Origin of the sequence: Caballeronia grimmiae (genome assembly GCF_022879615.1) — a bacterium.
In the GTDB taxonomy this organism is placed as follows: Bacteria; Pseudomonadota; Gammaproteobacteria; order Burkholderiales; family Burkholderiaceae; genus Caballeronia; species Caballeronia grimmiae.
On record NZ_CP084274.1, the window covers coordinates 350,628 to 375,164 of the forward strand.

General features: G+C 64.7%; 21 protein-coding genes and 1 pseudogene. 7 read left to right on the plus strand and 15 right to left on the minus strand.

Going from position 1 to position 24,537, the window contains the following annotated elements:
* Positions 1 to 122 precede the first annotated feature (122 nt).
* The 3 genes from LDZ21_RS25000 to LDZ21_RS25010 all read right to left on the minus strand — a co-directional run bounded on the left by LDZ21_RS25000 (position 123) and on the right by LDZ21_RS25010 (position 3,147).
* Positions 123 to 1,340, minus strand: a complete 1,218-nt coding sequence (locus LDZ21_RS25000; protein ID WP_244796794.1) for a DUF2252 domain-containing protein — start codon at positions 1,338 to 1,340, stop codon at positions 123 to 125.
* Positions 1,341 to 1,626: 286 nt separating this feature from the next.
* Positions 1,627 to 1,737 (minus strand): MFS transporter small subunit, encoded by a 111-nt coding sequence (locus LDZ21_RS25005; RefSeq protein WP_035965334.1) that lies wholly within the window; start codon positions 1,735 to 1,737, stop codon positions 1,627 to 1,629.
* A gap of 15 nt (positions 1,738 to 1,752) precedes the next feature.
* Positions 1,753 to 3,147, minus strand: a complete 1,395-nt coding sequence (locus tag LDZ21_RS25010) for an L-lactate MFS transporter (RefSeq protein WP_244796795.1) — start codon at positions 3,145 to 3,147, stop codon at positions 1,753 to 1,755.
* A 411-nt stretch (positions 3,148 to 3,558) separates the two neighbouring features.
* On the opposite strand from LDZ21_RS25010, the gene adh reads away from it, so the two are divergent.
* A complete protein-coding gene (adh, locus tag LDZ21_RS25015; RefSeq protein ID WP_244796796.1) occupies positions 3,559 to 5,079 on the plus strand; it encodes an aldehyde dehydrogenase in 1,521 nt (506 codons plus the stop codon).
* Positions 5,080 to 5,130: 51 nt separating this feature from the next.
* Positions 5,131 to 5,307 (plus strand): annotated as a pseudogene (locus LDZ21_RS25020) (DUF779 domain-containing protein); the annotation flags it as partial.
* A gap of 53 nt (positions 5,308 to 5,360) precedes the next feature.
* Here the strand turns inward: LDZ21_RS25020 and LDZ21_RS25025 are convergent.
* From LDZ21_RS25025 to LDZ21_RS25040, 4 genes are all read right to left on the minus strand, one after another.
* Positions 5,361 to 6,146 carry an enoyl-CoA hydratase gene (locus tag LDZ21_RS25025; protein WP_244796797.1) on the minus strand — a complete coding sequence of 262 codons (786 nt, stop codon included), beginning with the start codon at positions 6,144 to 6,146 and terminating at the stop codon, positions 5,361 to 5,363.
* 13 nt (positions 6,147 to 6,159) lie between these two features.
* A complete protein-coding gene (locus LDZ21_RS25030) occupies positions 6,160 to 7,803 on the minus strand; it encodes an acyl-CoA synthetase (protein WP_244797295.1) in 1,644 nt (547 codons plus the stop codon).
* A gap of 67 nt (positions 7,804 to 7,870) precedes the next feature.
* Entirely contained in the window at positions 7,871 to 8,503 is a 633-nt protein-coding gene (locus LDZ21_RS25035) for a glutathione S-transferase family protein (protein ID WP_244796799.1), read from the minus strand.
* Positions 8,504 to 8,526: 23 nt separating this feature from the next.
* Positions 8,527 to 9,153, minus strand: coding sequence for a glutathione S-transferase family protein (locus tag LDZ21_RS25040; RefSeq protein ID WP_244796801.1), 627 nt, complete (start codon positions 9,151 to 9,153; stop codon positions 8,527 to 8,529).
* A 406-nt stretch (positions 9,154 to 9,559) separates the two neighbouring features.
* On the opposite strand from LDZ21_RS25040, the gene LDZ21_RS25045 reads away from it, so the two are divergent.
* Together LDZ21_RS25045 and LDZ21_RS25050 are read left to right on the plus strand one after the other, a co-directional pair.
* On the plus strand, positions 9,560 to 10,696 hold the full coding sequence (locus LDZ21_RS25045; RefSeq protein ID WP_244796802.1) for a porin: 1,137 nt from the start codon (positions 9,560 to 9,562) through the stop codon (positions 10,694 to 10,696).
* 78 nt (positions 10,697 to 10,774) lie between these two features.
* On the plus strand, positions 10,775 to 11,401 hold the full coding sequence (locus LDZ21_RS25050; protein WP_244796804.1) for a hypothetical protein: 627 nt from the start codon (positions 10,775 to 10,777) through the stop codon (positions 11,399 to 11,401).
* A gap of 69 nt (positions 11,402 to 11,470) precedes the next feature.
* Here the strand turns inward: LDZ21_RS25050 and LDZ21_RS25055 are convergent, their stop codons facing one another.
* The 4 genes from LDZ21_RS25055 to LDZ21_RS25070 form a co-directional block, all read right to left on the minus strand.
* The gene (locus tag LDZ21_RS25055) at positions 11,471 to 11,635 is read right to left on the minus strand and encodes a hypothetical protein (protein ID WP_160174735.1); all 165 of its coding nucleotides are present in this window, start codon (positions 11,633 to 11,635) and stop codon (positions 11,471 to 11,473) included.
* 128 nt (positions 11,636 to 11,763) lie between these two features.
* On the minus strand, positions 11,764 to 12,666 hold the full coding sequence (locus LDZ21_RS25060; protein ID WP_244796806.1) for a DMT family transporter: 903 nt from the start codon (positions 12,664 to 12,666) through the stop codon (positions 11,764 to 11,766).
* A gap of 9 nt (positions 12,667 to 12,675) precedes the next feature.
* Positions 12,676 to 13,056 carry a hypothetical protein gene (locus tag LDZ21_RS25065; protein WP_244796808.1) on the minus strand — a complete coding sequence of 127 codons (381 nt, stop codon included), beginning with the start codon at positions 13,054 to 13,056 and terminating at the stop codon, positions 12,676 to 12,678.
* Between the two features lie 3 nt (positions 13,057 to 13,059).
* Positions 13,060 to 13,386 carry a DUF4148 domain-containing protein gene (locus tag LDZ21_RS25070; RefSeq protein ID WP_404980589.1) on the minus strand — a complete coding sequence of 109 codons (327 nt, stop codon included), beginning with the start codon at positions 13,384 to 13,386 and terminating at the stop codon, positions 13,060 to 13,062.
* Positions 13,387 to 13,512: 126 nt separating this feature from the next.
* On the opposite strand from LDZ21_RS25070, the gene LDZ21_RS25075 reads away from it, so the two are divergent.
* Entirely contained in the window at positions 13,513 to 13,959 is a 447-nt protein-coding gene (locus LDZ21_RS25075; protein ID WP_244796810.1) for an SRPBCC family protein, read from the plus strand.
* Positions 13,960 to 13,988: 29 nt separating this feature from the next.
* On the opposite strand, the gene LDZ21_RS25080 is transcribed toward LDZ21_RS25075, so the two are convergent.
* Entirely contained in the window at positions 13,989 to 14,663 is a 675-nt protein-coding gene (locus LDZ21_RS25080) for an HAD family hydrolase (protein WP_244796812.1), read from the minus strand.
* Between the two features lie 166 nt (positions 14,664 to 14,829).
* Here LDZ21_RS25080 and LDZ21_RS25085 point away from each other — a divergent pair, with 166 nt between their 5' ends.
* Complete coding sequence (locus LDZ21_RS25085; RefSeq protein WP_280519442.1) at positions 14,830 to 15,948, plus strand: 3-deoxy-7-phosphoheptulonate synthase; 1,119 nt, start codon at positions 14,830 to 14,832, stop codon at positions 15,946 to 15,948.
* A 25-nt stretch (positions 15,949 to 15,973) separates the two neighbouring features.
* Here LDZ21_RS25085 and LDZ21_RS25090 read toward each other — a convergent pair whose 3' ends face one another.
* Positions 15,974 to 20,836, minus strand: coding sequence for a response regulator (locus LDZ21_RS25090; protein WP_244796813.1), 4,863 nt, complete (start codon positions 20,834 to 20,836; stop codon positions 15,974 to 15,976).
* A 287-nt stretch (positions 20,837 to 21,123) separates the two neighbouring features.
* Here LDZ21_RS25090 and LDZ21_RS25095 point away from each other — a divergent pair, with 287 nt between their 5' ends.
* Positions 21,124 to 21,675, plus strand: coding sequence for a low affinity iron permease family protein (locus LDZ21_RS25095; protein WP_244796814.1), 552 nt, complete (start codon positions 21,124 to 21,126; stop codon positions 21,673 to 21,675).
* A gap of 16 nt (positions 21,676 to 21,691) precedes the next feature.
* Here the strand turns inward: LDZ21_RS25095 and LDZ21_RS25100 are convergent, their stop codons facing one another.
* Complete coding sequence (locus tag LDZ21_RS25100) at positions 21,692 to 23,488, minus strand: thiamine pyrophosphate-requiring protein (protein ID WP_244796815.1); 1,797 nt, start codon at positions 23,486 to 23,488, stop codon at positions 21,692 to 21,694.
* Between the two features lie 92 nt (positions 23,489 to 23,580).
* Positions 23,581 to 24,537, minus strand: coding sequence for an ABC transporter permease (locus tag LDZ21_RS25105; protein WP_244796816.1), 957 nt, complete (start codon positions 24,535 to 24,537; stop codon positions 23,581 to 23,583).

The following is a 24,537-nucleotide window of genomic DNA, read 5'->3' on the forward strand; positions in this document are numbered from 1 at the left end:
TTTCGTCACCTTCGGCCGGAAGATCGGAAGGAACGCGACGAAGGCGAGCACGTCCAGCAGGGTCCAACCCGCCATGAAGCGGCGCAACAGCTTCAGTTCGGAGCCAGGCGCGGCGCGCGAGCTTAGGCCGCCGCCAGCGCATAGCGCCGGCAGTGCTCCAGATACCCGACTTCGTGACTGCCGACCAGTTCGACAATGCTGCTCCAGAGCCACAACGGCGCATCGATCGAGCGGGTCTTCGCGCGCCGCAATTCGGCGAGCCAGCCGCGACGCGTCGCCTTGTCCATCTGACGCGCGTGCGCCTGACCGACGATGAACCCGAGATAGCGCGCGACTTCCATCGCTTCGGTCTCGCCGATCTGCTCGATTTCCAGCTTGAGGTCTTGCGGCAACAGCTCGCGCAGCACCACGGGCCGTCCCTGCAGCGTCGCGGCCAGCATGCGCTCGCCGAGGTGCGGCGACAAGGCGCGCGCCCCCGCAACGACCCGCTCGGCATGGTCGCGCGGCATCGACACGCCCTGATAACGCGGCGCAGCGGCCTTCACGCCTTCCTTGATGTCGATGAGGCACAGATCGTCGCCCTCGACCACGCCGCCGTCGACATCGAGCAGCACCGCGTAGCGAAGGCGTCCGAGCGAGCTGCATCCCTTGACCCAGAACGCGGCGTCGAGGACGGTGACGTGTCCCGTGTTGGGGCGATGCCGCAGGCTCGTCGCGAGATTCGCGACCGTCGCTTTCTCGAAGAGCGCGTCGATTTCCGCGCGCTCGTCCTTGCTCACCGGCCAGAAGCGGCTGCCGAAGGGAATCGTCGGGCGGGTGTCGTCGAGACGCTCGCGCGCCAGATGCTTCCACGAGCGGCGCACCGCTTCGCGCATCACGACGCGCACCACTTCGGGCTTGCGGCAGTCCTCGGCGGACGCGCGGTCGCGGTCGAACGCCAGCACATAGCCCTGAAACAGCGCTTCGATCATGTTGATGGTCGTGACGCCGGGCAAGGCGGAGCCGCGCGCCGCGGTCGCGAGCGACAGGCCGAGCCGGATCAGATCGTGCACCGGATTGCCGATGACGGTCTGATCCAGATCGCGAATCTGCACTTCGATTCGCCCATGCGCGTCCGCGACCGGCCCCAGATTGCCGGTATGGCAGTCGCCGCAGATCCAGATCGCGGGACCTTCGGGCAGGCTGCGGATGTCGGCCTGTTCGAGCCAGTCGTAAAACTTGGCGGTGTTGCCGCGCACGTAAGCGTGCGTCGAGCGCGCCATTTTGGCGTTGCGCCGCGCAGTCAGGAGTTCCTGTCGTTGGTCGAAACCGGTCAGCTTGGGCCGTGGGGGATTGCGCATGGTGGCGTGTTCTTCATTGGACGTTCGGTTCTAGTCCGATGAACGCACGCCGTGTGCCTGAGTGCGCGGAGGGTAGGCACGCGCTTCGCTGGTCGTGTGAAGTCACATGGGAAGCGCGCTGGAAGTGCTGCACGAAGCCGGCGTGCCGATTTACATGCTGCGGCTCGTCGATCGGCCCAGAGGACCGCCACATCGGCCGCGCGGCCATCGGCGAGCATTGGCGTCACGGGCGAAGCGCCCGAAGCGGCCCTCGCGCGAATCGACATCCGCGCGTGAGCCGCGTCCGTCAATGGAAAAGCTTCACCGCCTGCGTCAGCGTGTTCGTCACGCCCCACGCGAGCGGAATCAGCACATAAAGCCAGAACAGCACCAGCAGTCCCTTGTTCGACGTATTCATTGAAGTCCCCGAGTGTCAGCTGGCAGTCTGCGCCGCCGTGTCCATGTGATGCCTTTCGTTCACGCGCTTGACGAGCAGATTGCAGAAGAAACCGATGACGAGCAGCACCGCCATGATGTGCAGCGTCATCGTGTAGGCATCGGCCTTGGCGACGCCCTGCGCCACTTCGTACGCGCGGATGTAGTTGACGAGCACGGGTCCCGCGATGCCCGCCGCGGCCCATGCGGTCAAGAGCCGTCCATGAATGCCGCCGACGAACGCGGTGCCGAACATGTCCGCGAGATAAGCGGGGATGGTGGCGAAGCCGCCGCCGTACATCGAGAGAATCACGCAGTACGCGGCCACGAAGAGCGCGACATTGCCGGCCCTCGCGAATTGCGGCACGAGATAGTAGAGCACCGCGCCCAGCACGAAGAAGACGAAGTACGTGTTCTTGCGGCCGATCCAGTCCGATGCCGACGCCCACACGAAACGCCCGCCCATGTTGAAGAGCGACAGCAGCCCGACGAAGCCCGCCGCCGCGCCCGCCGTGATCGACGCCTTGAAGCTCTCCTGGATCATCACCGATGCCTGGCCCAGCACGCCGATGCCCGCCGTCACGTTCAGGAACAGCACGAGCCACAGCAGGTAGAACTGCGGCGTCTTGAGCGCCTGGTCGATATGCACGTGGTTCTTCGTGATCATCCGGTTCGCGGTCACGGGCGGCGTCCATCCCGCGGGCTTCCAGTCCGCCGGGGGAATGCGGATGGCGAGCGCGCCGATCGTCATCGAGATGAAATAGAGGACGCCGAGCACGACGAAGGTCTCCGCCACGCCGGTGCTCGTCGCGCTCTTGAAGTAGTTCATCAGCGCGACGGAGCCGGGCGCCGCGATCATCGCGCCGCCGCCGAAGCCCATGATCGCCATGCCCGTCGCCATGCCGCGCCGGTCGGGGAACCAGCGGATCAGCGTCGATACGGGCGATACATAGCCGAGCCCGAGCCCGATGCCGCCGATCACGCCATAGCCGAGATAGAGCAGCGCGATCTGATGCAGATACACGCCGAGCGCGGAGACGAGGAAGCCGCCGCCGAAGCAGCATGCCGCGGTGAACATCGTGCGGCGCGGGCCGACCTTTTCGAGCCACTTGCCCGCGAACGCCGCCGACAGCCCCAGAAACACGATAGCCAGCGAGAAAATCCAGCCGAGCGTGGTGAGCGACCAGTCATCCGGCGCGGACTGCGTGATGCCGATGATCTTCGTCAGCGGCGCATTGAACACCGAGAACGCATACGCCTGCCCGATGCAGAGATGCACGGCGAGCGCGGCGGGCGGCACCATCCAGCGCGAGAAGCCGGGCCGGGCGACGGTCGCTTCCTTCGAAAAGAAGCCATGCGGGCCATGCGCGGCCCCTTGATTGATGCTGGTCATCGTGGTCTCCGTGGCGCGCCGATCGTAATCGAACTGCCGGCGCGCTCATCTTTACTTTGTCGTGGCCGCTGTCGCGTTGCGTCGAACATGCGATGAACCGGCATATGACGGCCGCAACGCATGACGGCTGCGCATGACCTTAGACAAGAGCGATACGCTTTGCAATATGAACCGTGCTGGCATAAGCGTTTGCCCCAGCCCTGTGCCATTGGGCTACAGCGCGAGTTGCACCTGTAGCGAATGTGAACAGCGAGCGTCAGGCGCATATGAGCGCGAACGGAGCGCAAGCGTCCGCCCGTCAATGCTTCGAGCCTTAGCGTACGCAATGGCATGGAACTCGCAGATGCGGTCGCGCTGGCGAAGATGACATCGATCGCGGGCCGTTCATATCGACATGTGAGGAGCACATAAATGAATCATGCAGAGATGCAGTTCCTGAGCACGGAATATCCGTACAAGAAGCAGTACGGCAACTTCATCGGCGGCAAGTGGGCGCCTCCCGCAGGCGGCGAGTACTTCGACAACATCTCGCCGATCACCGGCGAGCCGTTCACGTCGATACCGCGTTCCCGCGAGGCCGATATCGAAGCCGCTCTCGACGCCGCGCATGCCGCGAAGGCGGGATGGGCGAGGACATCGGCGGCCGATCGCGCGAACGTGCTGATGAAGATCGCGGATCGCATGGAAGCGAATCTCGCGCGGCTCGCGGTGGCCGAGTCGATCGACAACGGCAAGCCGCTGCGCGAGACGATGGCTGCGGACATCCCGCTCGCGATCGATCATTTCCGCTACTTCGCGAGCGCCGCGCGTGCGCAGGAAGGCTCCATCTCGCAGATCGACGACGACACCGTCGCCTATCACTTTCACGAACCGCTCGGCGTGGTCGGGCAGATCATCCCGTGGAATTTCCCGATTCTGATGGCGGTATGGAAGCTTGCGCCCGCGCTGGCGGCGGGCAATTGCGTCGTGCTGAAGCCCGCCGAGCAAACGCCGGCGTCGCTGCTCGTGTTGCTCGAAGTCATCGGGGACTTGCTGCCGCCGGGCGTCGTCAACGTGGTGAACGGTTTCGGGCTGGAGGCGGGCAAGCCGCTCGCATCGAACAAGCGCATTGCGAAGATCGCGTTCACGGGCGAGACCACGACGGGCCGCCTCATCATGCAGTACGCGAGCCAGAATCTGATCCCGGTGACGCTCGAACTCGGCGGCAAGAGCCCGAACATCTTTTTCGCCGATGTGCTCAATGCCGACGACAGCTTCTTCGACAAGGCGCTCGAAGGTTTCGCGATGTTCGCGCTGAATCAGGGCGAAGTGTGCACGTGTCCGTCGCGGGCGCTCATCGAGGAATCGATCTATGAGCGCTTCATGGAGCGCGCGTTGAAGCGCGTCGCGGCGATCACGCAGGGTCATCCGCTCGACAACAGGACGATGATTGGCGCGCAGGCATCGCAGGAGCAGCTTGAAAAAATCCTGTCGTATATCGATCTCGGCAAGCAGGAGGGCGCCGAATGCCTGAGCGGCGGCGAGCGCAATGCACTCGATGGCGAACTCGCGAACGGCTACTACGTGAAGCCGACCGTGTTTCGCGGGCACAACAAGATGCGTATCTTCCAGGAGGAAATCTTCGGGCCGGTGGTGTCGGTGACGACTTTCAAGAACGAAGAAGAGGCGCTCGAAATCGCCAACGACACGCTCTACGGCCTCGGCGCGGGCGTATGGACGCGCGACGGCACGCGGGCGTATCGCTTCGGCCGCGCGATCCAGGCGGGGCGCGTGTGGACCAACTGCTATCACGCGTATCCGGCGCACGCGGCGTTCGGCGGCTACAAGCAATCGGGCATCGGACGCGAGAATCACAAGATGATGCTCGACCATTACCAGCAGACGAAGAACCTGCTCGTCAGCTATAGCGACAAGCCGTTGGGCTTCTTCTAAACCTTCGTGAAAGCAGGGCCGCTGCATCGCCGGGCGGCCCGCAGACATGCAATGAACGAAAACAACGAGGACGTGCCGCGCGTGATCGCAACGCCTGCCGCCATCGCGCTGATCGACACGCTCACGGCGCAGCATGGCGCGGTGCTCTTTCATCAATCCGGCGGATGCTGCGACGGCAGCGCGCCGATGTGCTTTCCGGCGGGCGAGTTCATCGTCGGCGGCTCGGACGGTTCCAGCGAGAACATGCCGCCATTGCCCGGCACGCAATCGTGATTCGACGCTCACCAGCGCGGCGGCCGTTTCTCGATGAACGCCTGCGTGCCTTCGAGCGTGGCCTCGTCCATCATGTTGCAGGCCATCGTCTCCGATGCGAGCGCATAAGCCGGTTCGATGCCCGTTTCCAGTTGCCGATAGAAAAGCCGCTTGCCCGCCGCAACCGCTTCGCGCGGCTTGCCCGCGATGCTCGATGCGAGCGCGCGGACGGCATCGTCGAGTTCGCCCGGCGCGGCCACGCGATTCACGAGCCCGCGTTCCTTCGCGGTCTGCGCGTCGATGAAATCGCCCGTGACGAGCATCTCGAATGCCGCCTTGCGCGATACGTTGCGTGAAAGCGCCACGCCCGGCGTCGCGCAGAAAAGTCCCACGTTCACGCCCGATACCGCAAACCGCGCCCCATCCGATGCGACCGCGAGATCGCACATCGCGACGAGCTGACAGCCCGCCGCCGTCGCGATGCCATGCACCCGCGCGATGACCGGCTGCGGCATACGCTGTATCGTCAGCATCATGCGGGAACAACGCGCGAAGAGTTCGCGATAGTAGTCGAGCGCAGGCTCCTGGCGCATCTCCTTCAGATCGTGGCCCGCGCAAAACGCACGCCCTTCGCCGGCAATCACCACGACGCGCGCATCCGATTCGCCGATGCGTTGCAGCTCGCGCTCCATCGCACCGAGCATGGCCTCCGACAGCGCGTTGAACGCACGCGGGCGATTCATCGTGAGCCTGACCGCGCCTTGTACGCCGTATGCGTCGCGTTCCACCAGGACGAGTGCTTCGCTATCGCTCATCGAACAGACTCCTTCAAACGTCGATTGCCGCAACCGAGCCCGCGCGCTTGCGCAGTTCGAACTTTTGAATCTTCCCGGTCGATGTCTTCGGCAACTCGCAGAACTCGACGGCACGCGGCACCTTGAAGCCCGCGAGATGCGCCTTGCAATGCGCAATCAGTTCGTCCGCGCTGACCTGTGCGCCCGCCTTCGTCTCGACGAACGCGCACGGCGTCTCGCCCCAGCGCGCATCGGGCTTTGCGACGACGGCTACCGCCAGCACCGCCGGATGCCGGTACAGCACGTCCTCCACTTCGATGCTCGAGATGTTCTCGCCGCCCGAGATGATGATGTCCTTGCTGCGATCCTTGATGCGGACATAACCATCCGGATACGCGACGGCCAGATCGCCGGTATGGAACCAGCCGCCGCGAAACGCTTCCTCGGTGGCCTTGGTGTTCTTCAGATACCCCTTCATCGCGATGTTGCCGCGAAACATGATCTCGCCGATGGTCTCGCCGTCGCGGGGAACGGGCTGCATGGTGAGCGGATCGAGCACGTTGACTGCATCCTGCAAGTGATAGCGCACGCCCTGACGCGCATTGAGCCGCGCCCGCTCGCCGATATCGAGCGCGCTCCATTCCGCTTGCTGCGCGCAGACGGTCGCGGGGCCGTAGACTTCCGTGAGTCCATACACGTGCGTCAGTTCGAAGCCGAGCCGCTCCATGCCTTCGATCATCGCGGCGGGCGGCGCGGCGCCCGCGACCATCGCATGAACCTTGTGCGCGATGCCCTGCTTCATCTCGTCCGGTGCGTTGACGAGCAGGTTCTGCACGATCGGCGCGCCGCAATAGTGAGTGACGCCCTCGTTGCGGATCAGCTCGAAGATGGTCTTCGCATCGACCTTGCGCAGGCACACGTTCACGCCCGCGCGGGCAGCGACGGTCCAGGGAAAGCACCAGCCGTTGCAATGGAACATCGGCAAGGTCCACAGATACACGGCATGCTTCGGCATGTCCCATTCGAGGATATTGCTCACCGCGTTCGTATAAGCGCCGCGATGGTGATAGACGACGCCCTTCGGATTACCCGTCGTTCCCGATGTGTAGTTGAGGCAGATGGCGTTCCATTCATCCGATGGCGGCGACCATTCATAGGCGGGATCGCCGTCCGCGAGCAACGCTTCATAGTCGATCTCGCCGATGCGCTCGCCGTCGCCCGCATACTGCGAGTCATCGACATCGATCACGAGGACCGGCTGCGGCACCTGTTCGAGCGCCTTCTTCATTACACCGGCGAACTCGCGGTCGACGAGCACCGCTTTTGCTTCGCCGTGCGTCAGCATGAACGCGAGCGTGGCGGCATCGAGCCGCGTGTTGAGCGTGTTGAGCACCGCGCCCGTCATCGGCACGCCGAAGTGCGCTTCCACCATCTCGGGCGTGTTGGAGAGCATGGCCGCGACCGTATCGCCGATGCCGATGCCACGCGCGGCCAGCGCCGATGCCAGCCGCCGCGTTCGCTCATACGTTTCGGCCCACGTGCGCCGTATCTCGCCATGCACGATGGCGGGCCGCGCCGGATATACCGACGCCGCGCGTTCGATGAAAGTCAGCGGCGTCAGCGCCACGAAGTTGGCGACGGTCTTGGGAAGGCCCTCGTCGTACATGTGCGCGGTCATCATCGTCTCCTCGTTGCGTCGGGCTCGAATGCCGCTCATATTACGCGTGCATGATAGCGGCGGCGCGTCAGGACAGGTCGAGTTTCACTTCGAAGCCGCGCTGCACGCCGGGCCTCGCGAACAGCGCTTCGTACCAGCGTTTGACGTTCGGGTAGTCGTCGAGCGAAACCTGATGACGCTCGTGCCGCCACGCCCAGCCGAGAATCGCGAAATCCGCCACCGACAGCGCGCCCGCGACGTATTCGACATCGGCAAGGCGCTTGTCGAGCACGCCATAGAGGCGGCGCGTTTCGTCGGAATAACGCTTGAGGCCGTAACGCCGGTCGCTTTCCGCTTCGACCATGCGGAAGTGATGCACCTGTCCCGGCATCGGGCCGAAGCCGCCCATCTGCCACATCAGCCATTCGAGCACCGGCACGCGATCGCGCAGGCCCGCGGGCAGAAACTGGCCGGTTTTCTCGCCCAGATAGAGCAGGATCGCGCCCGATTCGAAGACGCTGATCGGCTGGCCATCGGGTCCGTCAGGATCGACGATCGCGGGAATGCGGTTGTTCGGGCTGATGCGCAGAAATTCGGGCGCGTGCTGCTCGCCCTTCGTGATGTCGACTGTCTTCACGGTATAAGCTAGTTGCATCTCTTCGAGCGCGACGCTGATCTTGCGCCCGTTCGGCGTGTTCCATGTGTGCAGTTCGATGGTCATGTCCGTATCGGCGATAAATGCGTTCAGGTCAGTTCCGGTGCGACGTAGCGTTGAAACCCCGGGCGCGCCGACTGTTGCGCGTACCAGCGTTCGAGGTCGGGCAGCGCGGGCCGTTCGAGTTCCGCGATGCCATACCAGCGCCGCGCATAAGCCGCAATAACGAGATCCGCCAGCGAAAAGGCATTGCCTTCGACGAACTCGCGGCCCTTCAGGTGCGCGTCGATCACCCGCCATAGCGCCTCCACTTCGCGCGCATCGGCTTCCAGTTGCTTCACATGGCGCTTGGCCTCGGGCGTACGGATATAGCCCCAGAACACCGGGCGTTCCGCAGGCTGGAGCGTGGACAGTGTCCAGTCGAGCCAGCGATCGACGCTCGCGCGCAGCTTCGGATCGGCGGGATAGATGGCGCTGCCTTCGCCGTACTGCATCGCCAGATAGCGGATGATGGCGTTCGATTCCCACAGCACGAAGTCGCCGTCGACGAGCGTGGGCACGCGGCCCATCGGGTTCATCGCGAGATAGTCGGGTTCGTGATTGCGGCCGAACTGCATGCCCGCGTCGATGCGCTCGTATTCCACTCCCAGCTCGTCGCAGCACCACAGTACTTTCTGCACGTTGACCGAATTGGCTCGGCCCCAGATCGTCAGCATGGAATGTCTCCCTCTTTCTGTCTGCGAGTGTGTCGTTTTCTCAAGCATAACGGCTATTAAGCGAGGGCTGCAATCGGGCTTTGCCTTTACGTATGACGTGGCTACTACGTTTGCGCCCGTTCGCACAAGGGTGCAGAAGCAAAGATGGGCCGCGAAGTTTCGCCATACTAACGATCATGCCGCGCTCACTGATCCTCATTGGGGCGGCTTGGAACGCTCGCCGCTTTTGCGCTAAACACAACACCCGTGTCGAGCCGCTTGCCAGAGCCTATGCGCTGCGATATTTGATGTGATAAAAGTCCGCGTGCCCGTTCGTGGCGCGGTCGCGCCGGCGATCCGGAGCCGGCAAAACGAAAGCCGCGCGAATGGGCGCATCTCATCGAACAGCAACAACGCAAAAGCAAACATGAAGACGATCACCTCCCGCGCGGCCACCGCGCTTGCCGTATCCGCCATCGCATGCGCCTGCCAGTCCGCATTCGCGCAAAGCTCCGTGACGCTGTATGGCGTCGCCGACGTCAGCGTGCGGTATCTGACCAACGCGAACGCCAACAACGACGGCAAGCTCTACATGACGAACGGCGCGATCACGAACAGCCGTATCGGCCTCAAGGGAACGGAAGATCTCGGCGGCGGACTGAAGGCGATCTTTCGCCTCGAAGGCGGCGTGGAACTGAACAACGGCCAGTATTCGGATAGCCAGCGCGCCTTCAATCGCGCGGCGTATGTCGGGCTTGCGAACCAGTACGGCGCGCTCACGCTCGGCCGCCAGAAGACGCCTCTTTTCGACATGCTCGGCGATACCTACGATCCGCTCACCGTCGGCAATTACTTCGAGAACGCATGGCTGCCGGTCGCGCTCGGCGCGGGCCTTTACGCGGACAACGCCGTCAAGTACAACGGCACGTTCGCGGGCTTGACCATCGGCGCGATGTACTCGTTCGGCACCAACTACACGTCGACCGGCCCCGGCGGCTTCTCGGGCCAGGTGCCGGGGCATCTCGGCGCGGGCAGCATGTATGGCTTCACGGCGTCGTATGCAATGGGGCCGCTGTCGATCGGCGGCGGCTATCAGCAGAACAGCGACAACGCGAGCAACAAGCAGAAAATCTGGAACGCGAACATCGTCTATACGATCGGGTCCGCGAAGCTGTATGCGGGCTATCTGCATTCGACCGACGACACCGGCTTCGTCGATAGTCTGCTCGCGCAACGCAACCTCGTGTCGGGCGTGGACATTCTCAAGGGTTCGGGCCGGCGCGACGATGGCCCGTTCGCCGGCGTCACGTGGCAAGTCACGCCTGCGCTGCTGCTCACGGGTGCGTTCTACTACGACCACATGAAGAACGCGGCGATCGGCGGCGGCGAGACGGGCAGCGGCAATCGCTACACAGGTGTCGCGCTCGCGGAATATGCGTTGTCAAAACGCACCGAAGTGTATGGCACCGTGGACTTCAACAAGGTCACGGGCGCGGGCTTCGTCGAACTGCCGGGCAGATCGAACCAGACGGGCGTATCGGTCGGACTGCGCAATCTGTTCTGATGATGCCGAGCGTGTCGGCTTTCTCGCGGGCGCGGAATTTGCGGTGCAGCGCGCGTAGACAATATCGAGGAGACGAGGATGTCCGACACTCACAGCACGCCGCAACTCGACCCGTGCAGGCTCGGCGTCGCGTTCATCGACGCGCAACTGCTGTCGCTTTGCACGCACGCCGGCTTGCTGGCCGACTGGATCGAGAACGGCCAGCGCGCGCCGGACTTCAGCGCGCTGGCGCGGCTGGTGGAACATCGGCGCGCGCATCCCGAAGCGCACGCGCATAGCGAAGACGGCATGCCGATGAAAGAGGAGCCGCAGGATGCGCTGCAGCCGTGGCCGACGCTGCCCGACGCATCGCAGCGCATGACGTTCGCGCTGCGTGTGCCGTGCCTGAATGCGATTCTCGCGGTGGCGGACTTCTTCGACGTGCATCGGCTGTCGAGTTCGCGCACGCCCGAAGTGCAATTCCTCATGCGCCTGCGCGATGCCGCCGTGAATGGCGAGCGCTTTCGCATCGGCGCGGACGAGTACGTGCCCCATGCGGCGTACGGCGGTCTCATCATCGACAAGACGCTGGACGGTGCGGAGTTATTCGGCGATGGCGCGGAAACAGGCTTTATCGCATTCGGCGATGTCGTCGGCCTGCTCGGCTATTTGCGCAAGCTCCTGAAGAGCATGCAGGCGGTGATCAGTTCCGGCGATGCCGGCTGAAGCTCGATGAACGCGGCCGCGTACGTGATGTAAGTTGCACGCAGGCGGCCGCGTGCACCCGGTGCCGCGTTACTGCGCCGGCGCCTTCTTCTGATGCTTATGGTGCTTGTGCGTTTTGCTGTACGCGGGGCGCTTCTGATTCGACGGATACTCGGCCGTTGCAAAGGACAGCGTCGGTGCGGCAAACGCCGCCAGCACGAACAACGCGAGGGTCTTCTTGAAGGCAGTTTTCATCGGATGATAGAAGAATGAGTCGTGAATAAAGCGGTGCGAACGATGGTTCGTTCGCGCCAGCGATGTCGGCACTGCGCGTTCAGTGTAACCCTGCAAAATGACAGCGCGTCATTTTCGACCTTCGCGCGTCACGCGTTCGGTCCTTCCGGCAACTTGCGCTGCCACGCGACCGCAATCGCGCTGCCGACGATCAGCGCGATCCCCGCAAGCGATGGCGTCCCGATCGTCTCGCCCCACGCGAGATAGCCGAACAACGCGGCCCACACGATGCTCGTGTAGTTGAACGGCGCGAGCGCGCCCGCGTCGGCGCGGCGATAGGCGACCGTCATCAGCAATTGTCCCGCGGTCGCGAACGCGCCCAGCAGCGCCATGACGGCGAGCGCGTGCAGCGTCGGCGTCTTCCAGCTGAAGGGCAGCGTGCATGCGGTGACGACCGTGCCGACCGCGCTGAAAAAGAACACTGTCGTGCGGGAATCGTCGGTGGCGCGGATACGCTTGATCTGCATGATCGACAACGCGCCGAAGAGCGCGCTCGCAAGCAGCAGCAACGGGCCGAACCAGTTGGCTTCGCCGCCTCCGGGCCGCACGACCAGCAGCACGCCCGCGAAGCCGATGCACGCGGACCACGCGCCGGGCGTCGTCAGCTTCTCCTTGAGGATAAACGGCGCGAGCACGACGACGATCAGCGTCTCCGAATAGGCGATCGCGACCGCTTCCCCGAGCGGGATGAACGGAAGCCCCGCGAAGAAGAAGCCGGATGCGCAGAGCAGCGTCAGCGCGCGCAACGTTTGCCCTTTGACATCGAGCGTCCTGATGCGCTCGGTCAGTGACCGCTTGCCGATGCAGCACATCGCCCACGCGGGGACGAGGCCGAACAGCATGCGAAAGAACGTCACTTCGTTGGGCGGATACTGCATCGCGACGACTTTCGCGAGCGCATCGACGATGGCGAAGCACAGCATCGACGCGAGAATGCAGCCGATGCTCGCAAGCGGCAGCTGCCCGGCGCGTGTGGCGGTGATGGATGGCATGTCAGGCAATCAGTTAGCGGACAGCGTTGTGCCGCGGCGTTTGCGCGGCTTCGGCTCGACGCCCACACGCGGATCGCGGGCGAGCACGAGCGCGGTCAATTGCTCGGCGACCGCTTCGAAGTCGAGGCTCTCCTGTCCGACATACAGCCATTTCCCGAGCACGGGATGCGGCTGCAACGCGGGCATCGCTCCGATCAGCGCGGCGTGGCGTTCCTGCGACGTGCAGACGAGCAGGCCATTCCACGGCTTTTCGCGATCGGCGGCGACGAGGCACAGCGAGCCGTCGATATACGCGGCATCGCAACCGAACATGCGCTTGCGCAGGTAAGTCGCGTCGCGTTCGAAAGCGTCGAAGATCCAGAGCAGCGAATTGCGGATGGAAGAGGGCATCGTTCAACCGGGCTGCTGGCAGTCCGTCTGCAGCCAGCGAGCGATCCGGCGCTGCGCCACCTGGAGATCGTCGGGGTAGTACGGGTCGTACCACTTCGACGGGTCGTAGCCCGCTTTGCGGAGCGCGGTCAGTTCGCTGTTGTTCCGCTCGCGAGTCGGCGGCGCATGATTTTGCAGCGCAAGCAGGTCGCGGCATTCCGTTGCGGACAGATGTCTTGCGTCGACCGGCGGTCCGCTGGCGGCGCAACCGGCCAGCGCCAATGTCAGCGTTGCCGCCAGCGTCGACGCCAGCGCGCATCGCGTCGGCGAACGCATGAAGGCGATGTTCATTTCAGGTCTCGGAGGATTAGCCATACGCGGCTGTTGCATTGTGTCCGATTTCGCGCGATGTCGATTTTCGCGCCGATCCATCGTCGTAGACTGTGTCCAGTTTTTCAACTGAAAGGTGAGCACACCATGACTACCGGCACCGTCCGTCTGCAGCGCGTCTTGCGCGCCACGCCCGAACGCATCTACCGCGCGTTCGTCGAACCCGACGCCATCGCGAAGTGGCTTCCGCCTTACGGCTTCACGTGTCAGGTCCATCATATGGATGCCCGCACGGGCGGCACGCACAAGATGTCGTTCCGCAATTTCAGCACCGGCCACAGCCATTCGTTCGGCGGCGAGTACCTCGAACTCGTGCCGTTCGAGAAGCTGCGCTACACCGATCGTTTCGACGATCCGAACCTTCGCGGCGAGATGCATGTCACCGTGTCGCTGCGGCAGGTGTCGTGCGGAACGGAACTGACCGTCGTGCAGGAGGGCATCCCCGAAGTCATTCCGGTGGAAATGTGCTATCTCGGCTGGCAGGAATCGCTGCTGCAACTGGCCAGACTGGTCGAGCCGGACATCGCGGAGTGATTCGACGCGGCCCTGAACGCCCGAAGCGTTCAGGGCCGCGCCGCGACTTCATCCAGATGCGCGAGCAAGTCGGCCGGATCTTCGTACACCCGCAACGCGCCGGCACGCTCCAGTTCGTCGCTGCCATAGCCGCCCGATAGCAGGCCCACGCCGAGCGAGCGGCAACGGCGCGCCGCGAGCATGTCCCAGATGCTGTCGCCGACGACGACCGTATGCTCGATCGGCACGTTCAGGCGCGCGGCGGCGGCGAGGAACAGATCGGGGTCGGGCTTCGCATACTTGACGTCGTCGCGCGTGATGACGACCTGCTTCGACGCATCGACGCCCAGCGCTTCGAGATTGACCGCCGCCGTCTCCATGCGTCCGCTCGTCGCGATGGCCCAGCGCGTGCCCGCGTCCGTCAGCGCGGCGAGCAATTCGCGCGCACCGGGCAGCGGACAGACCTGCGCGCGCAGCCGCTTGTACGCTTCGGCATGCAACTGACGCAGGCGCTCGACGCGTTCCGCGCTGATCTCGCCGTGCGTCTCTCGTAGCAACTGATTCGTGAAGAGCCCGCCGCTCATCCCGATCTTGCGATGGATGCGCCACACCGACAACTCGATGCCCTCCGCATCCAGCGCTTCCTTCCAGGCCAGCACGTGCTGATAGACGCTATCGACGAGCGTGCCGTCCAGGTCGAAGAGAAACGATGTTTCGATCCGCATGTTCTGCTCCCTAAGAGTCACTCCATGATACGCACGATCCCTCTCGCCAGGGCCAGCGCACCGCAACGATGCGATAATCGATGTTCGCGCCGATTGGCCGCAATGACGCGGTAAATCCGCATCGAATTCCACTCTCTCGCATTCATAACGCACGACGGAGCCCATTTTGAGCCGCATCGACAACCCCGCTCGCGATCAGGAGGCCGGCGTGGCCGACTCCACGCAAGATACGACCCGCATCGACGACACGCGCATCGGCGCGGTGCGTCCGCTGATTTCGCCGGCGCTGCTGCTCGACGAACTGCCGGTCACGTCCGAGGTGCAATCGCTCGTGGAGCGAAGCCGCGCGGGCATCGCGAACATCCTGCATGGCCGCGATGACCGGCTCGTGGTCGTCGTGGGACCGTGTTCCATCCACGACCACGATCAGGCGATGCAGTACGCGCGGACGCTGAAGACCGTCGCCGAGCGCCTCAGCGACGATCTGCTCATCGTGATGCGGGTGTACTTCGAAAAGCCGCGCACGACGGTCGGCTGGAAGGGCTATATCAACGATCCGCGCCTGGACGGCAGCTTCCGCATCAATGAAGGCCTGCGCCGCGCGCGCGAGCTTCTGCTCGAAATCAGCGGCCTCGGCTTGCCGACCGCCACCGAGTTTCTCGACCTGCTGAGTCCGCAGTACATCGCAGACCTGATCGCGTGGGGCGCGATTGGCGCGCGCACGACGGAGAGCCAGAGTCATCGGCAGCTTGCATCGGGGCTGTCATGTCCGATTGGCTTCAAGAACGGCACCGATGGCGGCGTGCAGGTAGCCGCCGACGCGATCGTCGCGGCGAGCGCGAGCCATGCGTTCATGGGCATGACGAAGATGGGCATGGCGGCAATCTTCGAAACGCGCGGCAATGCGGACTGTCACGTGATTCTGCGCGGCGGCAAGAAAGGCCCGAATTACGATGCCCAGAGCGTGAACGCAAGCTGCGCGGCGCTGGCGGCGCTCGGTCAGCGCGAGCAGGTGATGATCGATTGTTCGCACGCGAACTCGAACAAGTCGCATCTGCGTCAGGTCGAAGTCGCCGAGGACATCGCGCGGCAATTGTCGGCGGGTGAAAAGCGCATCACGGGCGTGATGATCGAGAGTCACCTCGAAGAAGGGCGGCAGGACCTGAAGCCCGGCGTGCCGTTGAAGCTCGGAGTTTCAATTACCGATGCGTGCCTCGGATGGACGCAGACGGAACCGGCGCTGGAGTTGCTGGCCGAGGCGGTGCGCCGACGCAGGGCCGGGTAAGCAGGTGCAACGATAGCTGCCGCACTCAGGCGGCAGCCGCCGCGTTCACCGCGTTGAGCAGCGCGTCCGGATCGTACGGCTTGCGCAAGTGGATCGCTCCGGGAAGCGCATCGCGTTCATCGTCGCTCAACGCAAGCTCGTAGCCCGTCACGAACACCACGCCGAGCGCCGGTGCTTCGCGGCGCGCGGCCATCGCCAGTTCGACGCCCGATTCCCCCGCAAGATTCACGTCCGTCAGCAAGACTTGGAAGCGATGCTCGCGCAACAGCGTCATCGCTTCATCGACGCTCGCCGCTTCGGTCAGGTCCAGCCCCATCGTGCGCAGCAGTTCCGCACTGCTCGTGCGCACCATTTCGTTGTCTTCGACGAAGAGCACGCGTCTGGGTGCGCCTTCGGCCGGCCCGGCGGGAACATCCGCGGTCTCACGCCCGTTGCGCCCGAGCACGAGCCGGACCTTGCGCGCGAGCGCCTCATGCGTATAAGGCTTGCTCAACAGGTCGATGCCTTCATCCAGCCGCCCGGCGTGGACGATCGCGTTATCGGTATAGCCCGACGTGAACAGCACCGCGATGCCCGGCACGCGCTCTCGCGCCTTGCGCGCAAGCTCGGTGCTGCGAAGCGGCCCCGGCATCACGACATCGGTGAAGATCATGTCGATGGGCGCGCCGCTTTCGACGATGGCGAGCGCGCTTTGCGCGTCCTTCGCGCGCAGCACGCGATAGCCGAGATCGGCGAGCAGGTCGACGACGGTCGCGCGCACTTCCTCATCGTCCTCGACGACGAGAATGGTTTCGCTGCCGCCCTTGGCCGGCCCCGCTTCCGTGTTCGTTTCGAGGTCTTCTTCCTCGCGCGCACGCGGCAAGTAGATGCGGACCGTCGTGCCGTGGCCTTCCTCGCTGTACACCTTCACGTGCCCGCCCGACTGCTTGACGAAGCCGTACACCATCGACAGTCCCAGACCCGTGCCTTGTCCTTCGCGCTTGGTCGTGAAGAACGGCTCGAACGCGCGCTCCTGCACTTCGGGCGACATGCCCGATCCGGTATCGGTGACGGCGACCATGACGTACTGGCCGGGCGACACGTCGGCGTTGCGCATCGCGTAGGTCTCATCGAGCGATGCATTGCCCGCCTCGATGGTCAGCTTGCCGTGCCCGTTCATCGCGTCGCGAGCGTTGATCGCGAGATTGAGCAGCGCGTTCTCCACTTGAAACGGATCGACGAGCGTGTTCCACAAGCCGCCCGACACGATCGTCTCGATCTCGATGCCATCGCCGAGCGCGCGGCGGAACATGTCGTCGAGGCCGCGCACGAAACGCCCCAGATTGACGACCTTCGGCGCAAGCGGCTGGCGCCGGCCGAACGCGAGCAGTTGCGAGGCGAGATTCGCGCCGCGCGCCACGCCGGCGAGCGCGCTGCGCACGCGCTGCTCGGCCTTGTCGTGGCCCGCGACGTCTTTCGCGAGCAGTTGCAGATTGCCGCCGACCACTTGCAGCAGGTTGTTGAAGTCGTGCGCGACGCCGCCCGTCAGCTTGCCGATGGCCTCCATCTTCTGCGCCATGCGCAGCGCTTCTTCGGCCTGACGCAGCGCGTCGGCGGTTTCGCGGTCGGCGGTCACGTCGCGGCCCACGCCGTGGATGCGCCGCGTGCGCGGATCGAGCGACAGCGTCCAGGCGATCCAGCGCCATCCGCCATCGATGCGCGCGAGCCGGCATTCATAACGCACCGGCGCGCCGGTCGCGCGCAGCCGGTCGATTTCGAGCGTGACGGAGGACGCGTCGTCGGGATGAACCAGTTCGAGCATCGTGCGCGCGTGCAGGCGTTGCCCGTCCATCCCGAGCACCGACGACCACGACGGACTCACGCGCAACAGCGCGCCTTCGAAGCTCGCGATCACGAACAGGTCTTCGCTCAGTTCCCACAGCCGGTCGCGGTCCGCGACGACTTCGGTCACGCGCCGCTCGAGCGTCTCGTTCAGATCGCGCAGCGCGGACTGCGCCCGGGTGCGCTCGGCGATTTCATCCTGCGCCGCCTGAAAGAGCCGCGCATTGTCGATGGCAATCGACGCCTGCGCCGCGATGCCGCCGAGAATGTGCTCGGCGCGCTCGTCGAAAATGTTCGGCTCGGGATGCCCGAAGAACAGACCGCCGAGCACTTCGCCGGTACGCGAGATGACCGGCGCGGCGAGATAGCTGCACACCGCGAGATGGCCTTTCGGCATGCCGTGATGCGGCGCGTTGTGGCCGTAGCGCGGGTCTTTGGTGATATCGGCTGAACGGACGATGCCCTCGCCGCGAAACGTCGGCCCGAACACGCTCGTGTTGCGCGGCATCGGAAACTTGGCGAAGGCGTCCTTCGGCACGCCCGAGAGCGCGTAGAGCGTGTAGCTGCCGCCTTCGTTGTCGAGCACGTTGTAGAAGAACGAACCGAACGCCGCGCCGGTCAGTTCGGTGGCCGCGTCGGTCACCACTTGCACGACGCGCGCAAGATCGAGTTCGCCCGCGACCGTTGTGCCGACGCGGTTCAGCACTTCCAGCACGCGCGATTCCTCGCGCAGACGCTGTTCGGTCTCGCGACGCAGCCGCGCGAGCCGCAGATTGCTCGCCACGCGCGCGAGCAGCTCGCGAGAGGAGAAAGGTTTGGTCAGGTAATCGTCGGCGCCGGCGTCGAGGCCGCCCACGCGCGCTTCCTCGCCCGCCCGCGCCGACAGCAGCACGACCGGCGTGTCGCGCAAGGTCTCGTCTTCGCGCAGTGCGCGCAGCATGCCGAAGCCGTCGACGCGCGGCATCATCACATCGGACACGATCACGTCGGGGCGCAGCGCGCGGGCGGCATCGAGCGCGGCGGCGCCATCGGCGGCCACGTCGACGTCGTGGCCCGCTGCGGCCAGCATGCGGCGCATGTAGTCGCGCAAGTCGGCGTTATCGTCGACGACGAGCACGCGGCCCGTCGCCGCGGGCGATGCAGTTTCCGCGTCGGCCGGCGCGAGCGGCCCGTCGAACGCGGGAACGAGACCGCCGATATCGCTGATGTCACTCACGATTTCGTCCGACGCATCGGGGTTCCAGCGCAGCGCCGCATCCACATAGGAACGCGCGCCGCTGCTCGCTTCGGCGCGCGCAGCGGACTCGCGCGGAACGGACGCCTGCTGCGCGGCGGGCAGCGCGACGCGAAAGCACGCGCCTTCGCCGGGCCGGCTCTCGACGCCGATGCGCCCGCCATGCAGCTTGACCAGCTCCTGCACCATCGCAAGACCAATGCCGCTGCCTTCTACCGAGCGCCCCGTCGCGCCCGCGACACGATGAAAGCGCTCGAAGACGCGTTCCAGTTCGGCGTGCGGAATGCCGATGCCCGTGTCGCGCACGCACATCTCGATTTCGCGATCAGCGGTCGTGCGCAGCGACACGTCGATCGCGCCATCGAACGTGAACTTGAACGCGTTCGACAGCAGGTTCATGACGACTTTCTCCCACATGTCGCGGTCGATGTCCGCGAGGAGGGGCGTACGCGGAACATCGATGCGCAGCTCGACGCCGGCCGATTCGATGGCCGAGCGGAACAGCGACGCGAGTTCGACGGTGAACGCGGCGATATCCGTCGTCTGCCGATGCATCTCGATGCGGCCCGCCTCGATGCGCGAGAAGTCCAGCAGCGCGTTGACGAGCTTCAGCAGCCGCAAGCCATTGCGATGCATCATCTCGACGAGCCGCACCTCGGCGGGCGCGACGCGCTCGCGGTTCGCGAGCATCTCTTCGAGCGGGCCGAGCATCAGCGTGAGCGGCGTGCGGAATTCGTGGCTGATGTTCGAGAAAAACGTCGTCTTCGCGCGATCGATTTCCGCGAGTGCTTCGGCGCGGCGGCGTTCTTCGTCGTAGGCATGGGCGTAGCCGATCGCCGCGCTGATCTGCCCGGCGACGAGATTCATAAAGGCGCGATACCCCTCGTCGAACAGGCGATACGGATTGAGCGCGACGACGAGCACGCCCGCGTGACCGGTATCGCCGGTCGGCGCGATCGGCAGCAGCAAGGCGCGCGTGGGCGCCGCGTTCCATGCGCCGCTCGGCAACGCGGCGTCGAAATGCTCCTGCAGGTTCGTCACGAGCCGCGCCTCGTTCTCGCGCAGGACATCGTGAACGGGCCATGCGCCGGGCTGCCCTGCATGCAGCGTTTCGGGCGCGGCGGGATGCCCCGGCGCGATGCCGCACGCGCCGACGAGCGTCGCCGTCTGGTTGGTGGGCTCCGCTGCGTAGAGCAGCGCGAAGGGCATGTCGCGCGGGGCGTCACGGAGCGCCTTCATCGAACGTTCGCAGGCCTCGCGCCACGTGCGCGCATCGGCGGCGGACGTGGCGAGTTCGCGCAGCACGAGGAGTTGGCGTTCGCCGAGCACGCGTTGCGTATCGTCGCTGTTCGCGCAGATGATGCCGCCGGCGCCGCCGCGATCGTCGGGAATCGGGCTATAGGAGAACGTGTAGTACGTTTCCTCTGGGAAGCCGTTGCGCTCCATGATGAGCAGCTTCTGTTCGACGAACGTGCCTTCGACGCCCGCGAGCGCGGTGTCCAGCAGCGGTCCGATGTCGTTCCAGATTTCGCGCCACACGACGGACGTTGGCTGGCCGAGCGCCTGCGGATGCTTGCCGCCGATGATCGGCTTGTAGGCGTCGTTATAGAAGAACAGAAGCTCGCGGCCCCAGCCGATCCAGATGGGCTGGCGCGAGGTCAGCATGATGCGGATGGCCGTCTTGAGGCTTTGCGGCCAGTGCGCCGGTTCGCCGAGCGAGGTCTGGGTCCAATCGAAGCCACGGATGAGCACGCCCATCTCGCCGCCGCCGAGCAGGAAGCTCGGTTCGACGCCGTCTGCTGTCGTATCCGGGATCAGGTTATTGGACTTCATCGACGCTGAATCTCCTCGCTGGTCTTGTGATGCGGCGGCACGGCTCGCAAAAGCGACGTTCTGGGGATGTGGCTAGGTGAATGAGCCACGCGATTTTCGCATGGAACACGCGGTTTCCCGACATCGGCAAGCGGGGCAGCGACGGCGAATCCGGGTGCGCTCCGGCCAATAGCAAGTATCGTGACCCGCGCGCATTAACTCCTTCCGAAAAGCGGGCAATCTTGCTGGAAAGTCACGTGTAAGGATTGCTTCTTGCTTGGACAAAAGTTATGAGAAGGGAGAACTTTATGCAGACCAGACAGCAGGCATCGACCGACCAACTCGACACCATTCCCGACACCACCAGCCCCGCTTATGCGAAGGCGAACCCGGTGATGCGGGCATTCGACAGCTTCGCGAGTCTCGTCACGCGCTGGGCCGGATCGCCTTATGCGTTCGGCTTCGCGGTGACGAGCATCGTCGTATGGATCGTCACCGGGCCGATCTTTCACTACTCGGACGGCTGGCAGCTCGTCATCAATACCGGCACGACGATCGTCACGTTCCTGATGGTGTTCCTGATCCAGCAAAGCCAGAACAAGGACAGCGTCGCGCTGCATCTGAAACTGAACGAACTGCTCGCGACGCACCGAAGGGCGAGCAATCAGCTGATCGGCATCGAGGATGCAAGCGAGGAAGAACTGCGCAGGCTCGCCGCCGCCTATCTGCGTCTGGCCGCCGAGGGCGATGCAAACGCGGAAAGAGGGCCGTCGCCGGCGTGTGACGTCGCTGCCGCCGCCGATGCCGAAACCGAAGCGGAAGGCGCAGGCGGGCGGTCGCGAGGCAACGGCGCGCGCTGAAGGCCGCGCCCTCGCGCTACTTGTCCTTGTGCCCCGGCAGGACTGCGCCGAGCACCTGCTTCGCGGTATCGACGATTACGTTGCCTTGATCGGGATCGCCTTCGAACAGCGTCGTCGCGAACGCCTTCGCCTGTTGCAGCGTGAAGTGCGGCGGCAGCGGCGGCACGTTCGGGTCGGTCTTCACTTCGATCACGACAGGACGGTCCGACGCGAGCGCTTCATCCCACACCGCGGCCATGCGCTCGGCATCGTCGACATAAAAGCCGCGCAAGCCGATCAGTTCCGCGAAGCGGTGATACGGCACCGACGGAATCTGCTGCGACGCTTCGAACTTCGGATCGCCGTTCATCACGCGCTGTTCCCACGTGACCTGATTCAGGTCCTCGTTGTTGAGCACCATGCAGATCCAGCGCGGATCGGACCACTGCTTCCAGTATTTCGATACCGTGATGAGCTCGGCCATGTTGCTCATCTGCATCGCGCCATCGCCGACGAGCGCGATCACCGGCCGCTCGGGATGCGCGAACTTCGCGGCGATCGCATAAGGGACCGCTGCGCCCATCGATGCCAGGCCGCCGGACAGCGAGCACATCATGCCGCGCTTCACTTTGAGATCGCGTGCGTACCAGTTCGCGCACGAACCGGAATCGCTGGTGACGATCGCGTTCGACGGCACACGCGGCGACAGTTCCCATACCGTGCGTTGCGGATTCACGCCGCTTTGCGCGGTTTCGAGCGCGCGCTTTTCGAGCTTTTTCCACCAGTCTTCCATCCAGCCTTCGATGTCCTTGCGCCATCCACGATCCGTCTTCTCTTGGAGCAGCGGCAACAGCGCGCGCAAGGTTTCGGCGCTATCGCCGACGAGGTTGACTTCCATCGGATAGCGGATCGACAGCATGTCCGCCTTGATGTCGATCTGCACGCCGCGCGCCGCGCCTTCCTTCGGCAGAAACTCGGAGTAGGGGAAGCCCGAGCCGATCATCAGCAGCGTGTCGCAGCCGGTCATCAGCTTGTAGCTGGGTTCGGTGCCGAGCAGGCCGATCGAGCCGGTGACGAAAGGCAGATCGTCGGGCAACGCGGCCTTGCCGAGCAGCGCCTTCGCGACGCCCGCGCCGAGCTTCTCGGCGACGGCGATCACTTCGTCGGTGGCCTGGAGCGCGCCCGCGCCGACGAGGATCGCGACCTTCTCGCCCGCGTTGAGCACAGCGGCGGCGCGTTGCAGATCGTCGGCATAAGGGACGATCTTCGGCGCGTTATAACCGACGCCCGAATGCACCGTCCCATGCTTGCGGCCGGGCGGCTCGTAGTCCATGTCCTGAAGATCGTTCGGCAGGATCAGCGCGGTGACCCTGCGTTCGCCGAGCGCCGTGCGGACCGCGCGATCGATGAGATGCCGAATCTGCGACGGCACGCTTGCCTGCTGCACGAAGGCGCCGGCGACGTCCTTGAACATGGCCGACAGATCGAGTTCCTGCTGATAGTGTCCGCCGAGCGCGGCCCGCGCCTGCTGGCCTGCAATGGCGAGCACCGGGACGTGATCGAGCCTGGCGTCGTAAAGACCGGTCAGCAGATGCGAAGCGCCCGGCCCCGAAGTTGCAATGCACACGCCGAGTTCGCCCGTGAACTTCGCATGCGCGGAGGCCATGAACGCGGCCATTTCCTCATGCCGCGCCTGAATGAATTCGATCTTGCCGTTCGCGCGATTGAGCGCGCCGAACACGCCGTTGATGCCATCGCCGGGATAGCCGAAGATGCGGCGCACGCCCCAGGCGTACAGGCGGTCGACCAGAAAATCGCCGACGGTGGTTGACATGGTGATTGCCTCCGAAATGCATGCGGGATGAATGCAGCAACGAGAGGCAGCCAGCAAGGCACATGCCGAATGCGTTGAATCGCGATGTCAGCTCAATGCGCGATTTTCGCGGGCGTCGCCCTGCGTTTCAGCACGCGCGCCTGCAACACGATGACGAGCAACAGGAACAGGCCGCGAATCACCGACTGCCAGTACGCGGACAAGCTGATATAGCCCAAGCCGTTCTCGAAGTTCAGCAGGTTGAACACGAGCCCGAGCAGGGCGACGCCTGCGATCGTCATCGCGATGGAGCCTTCGCCGCCCGTCAGCCGCGTGCCGCCGAGCACGACCGCCGAGATCGCGAACAGCTCCCAGCCGACGCCTTCATTCGGCTGTCCCGCGCCGAATTGCGCGGCCAGAATCGCGCCGGCGATGCCCGCGAGCAGCCCGCTCACCGCGTAGACCGCGACGAGCGTGCGATCCACGTTCAGCCCCATCAGCCGCGATGCCTCTTCGCTGCCGCCGATGGCGAGTGCATGCCGCCCGAAGCGCGAACTGCGCAGCGCGATCCACCCGGCGACAGCCGCGATCAGCGACACGATGCCCGGCACGGGTAAGCCGAGGAAATCGCCCTGGCCGAACGCGGCGAAGTTCGTGTCCGATGAGATCGCCACCGCATCGTTATGACCGAGCAACAGCGCGAGGCCGTGCGCGCCGAGACTCGTCGCGAGCGTGACGATGAACGGCAGAATCCGCATATGCGTGATGACCATGCCGTTCAGCACGCCCACGGCCAGCCCCGCGAACGATCCGGCGAGCACGCCCGCCACCGCGCCGTGCGGGCTCGCCAGCGCCGAAACGACGCTCGCCAGCGCGGCCACCGCGCCCACGGACAAGTCGATACCGCCCGTGATGATGACGAACGCCATGCCGATGGAGATCAGCGCGAACATCGAGTTGTATCGCCAGAAAGACGTCACGTTGTAAGCCGACGCGAAATGCTCGTAGCGCACGAGGCCGAGCACGACCAAGGCCACGAGTGAGATCAGGATCGGAAGGTTCTTCTTCAT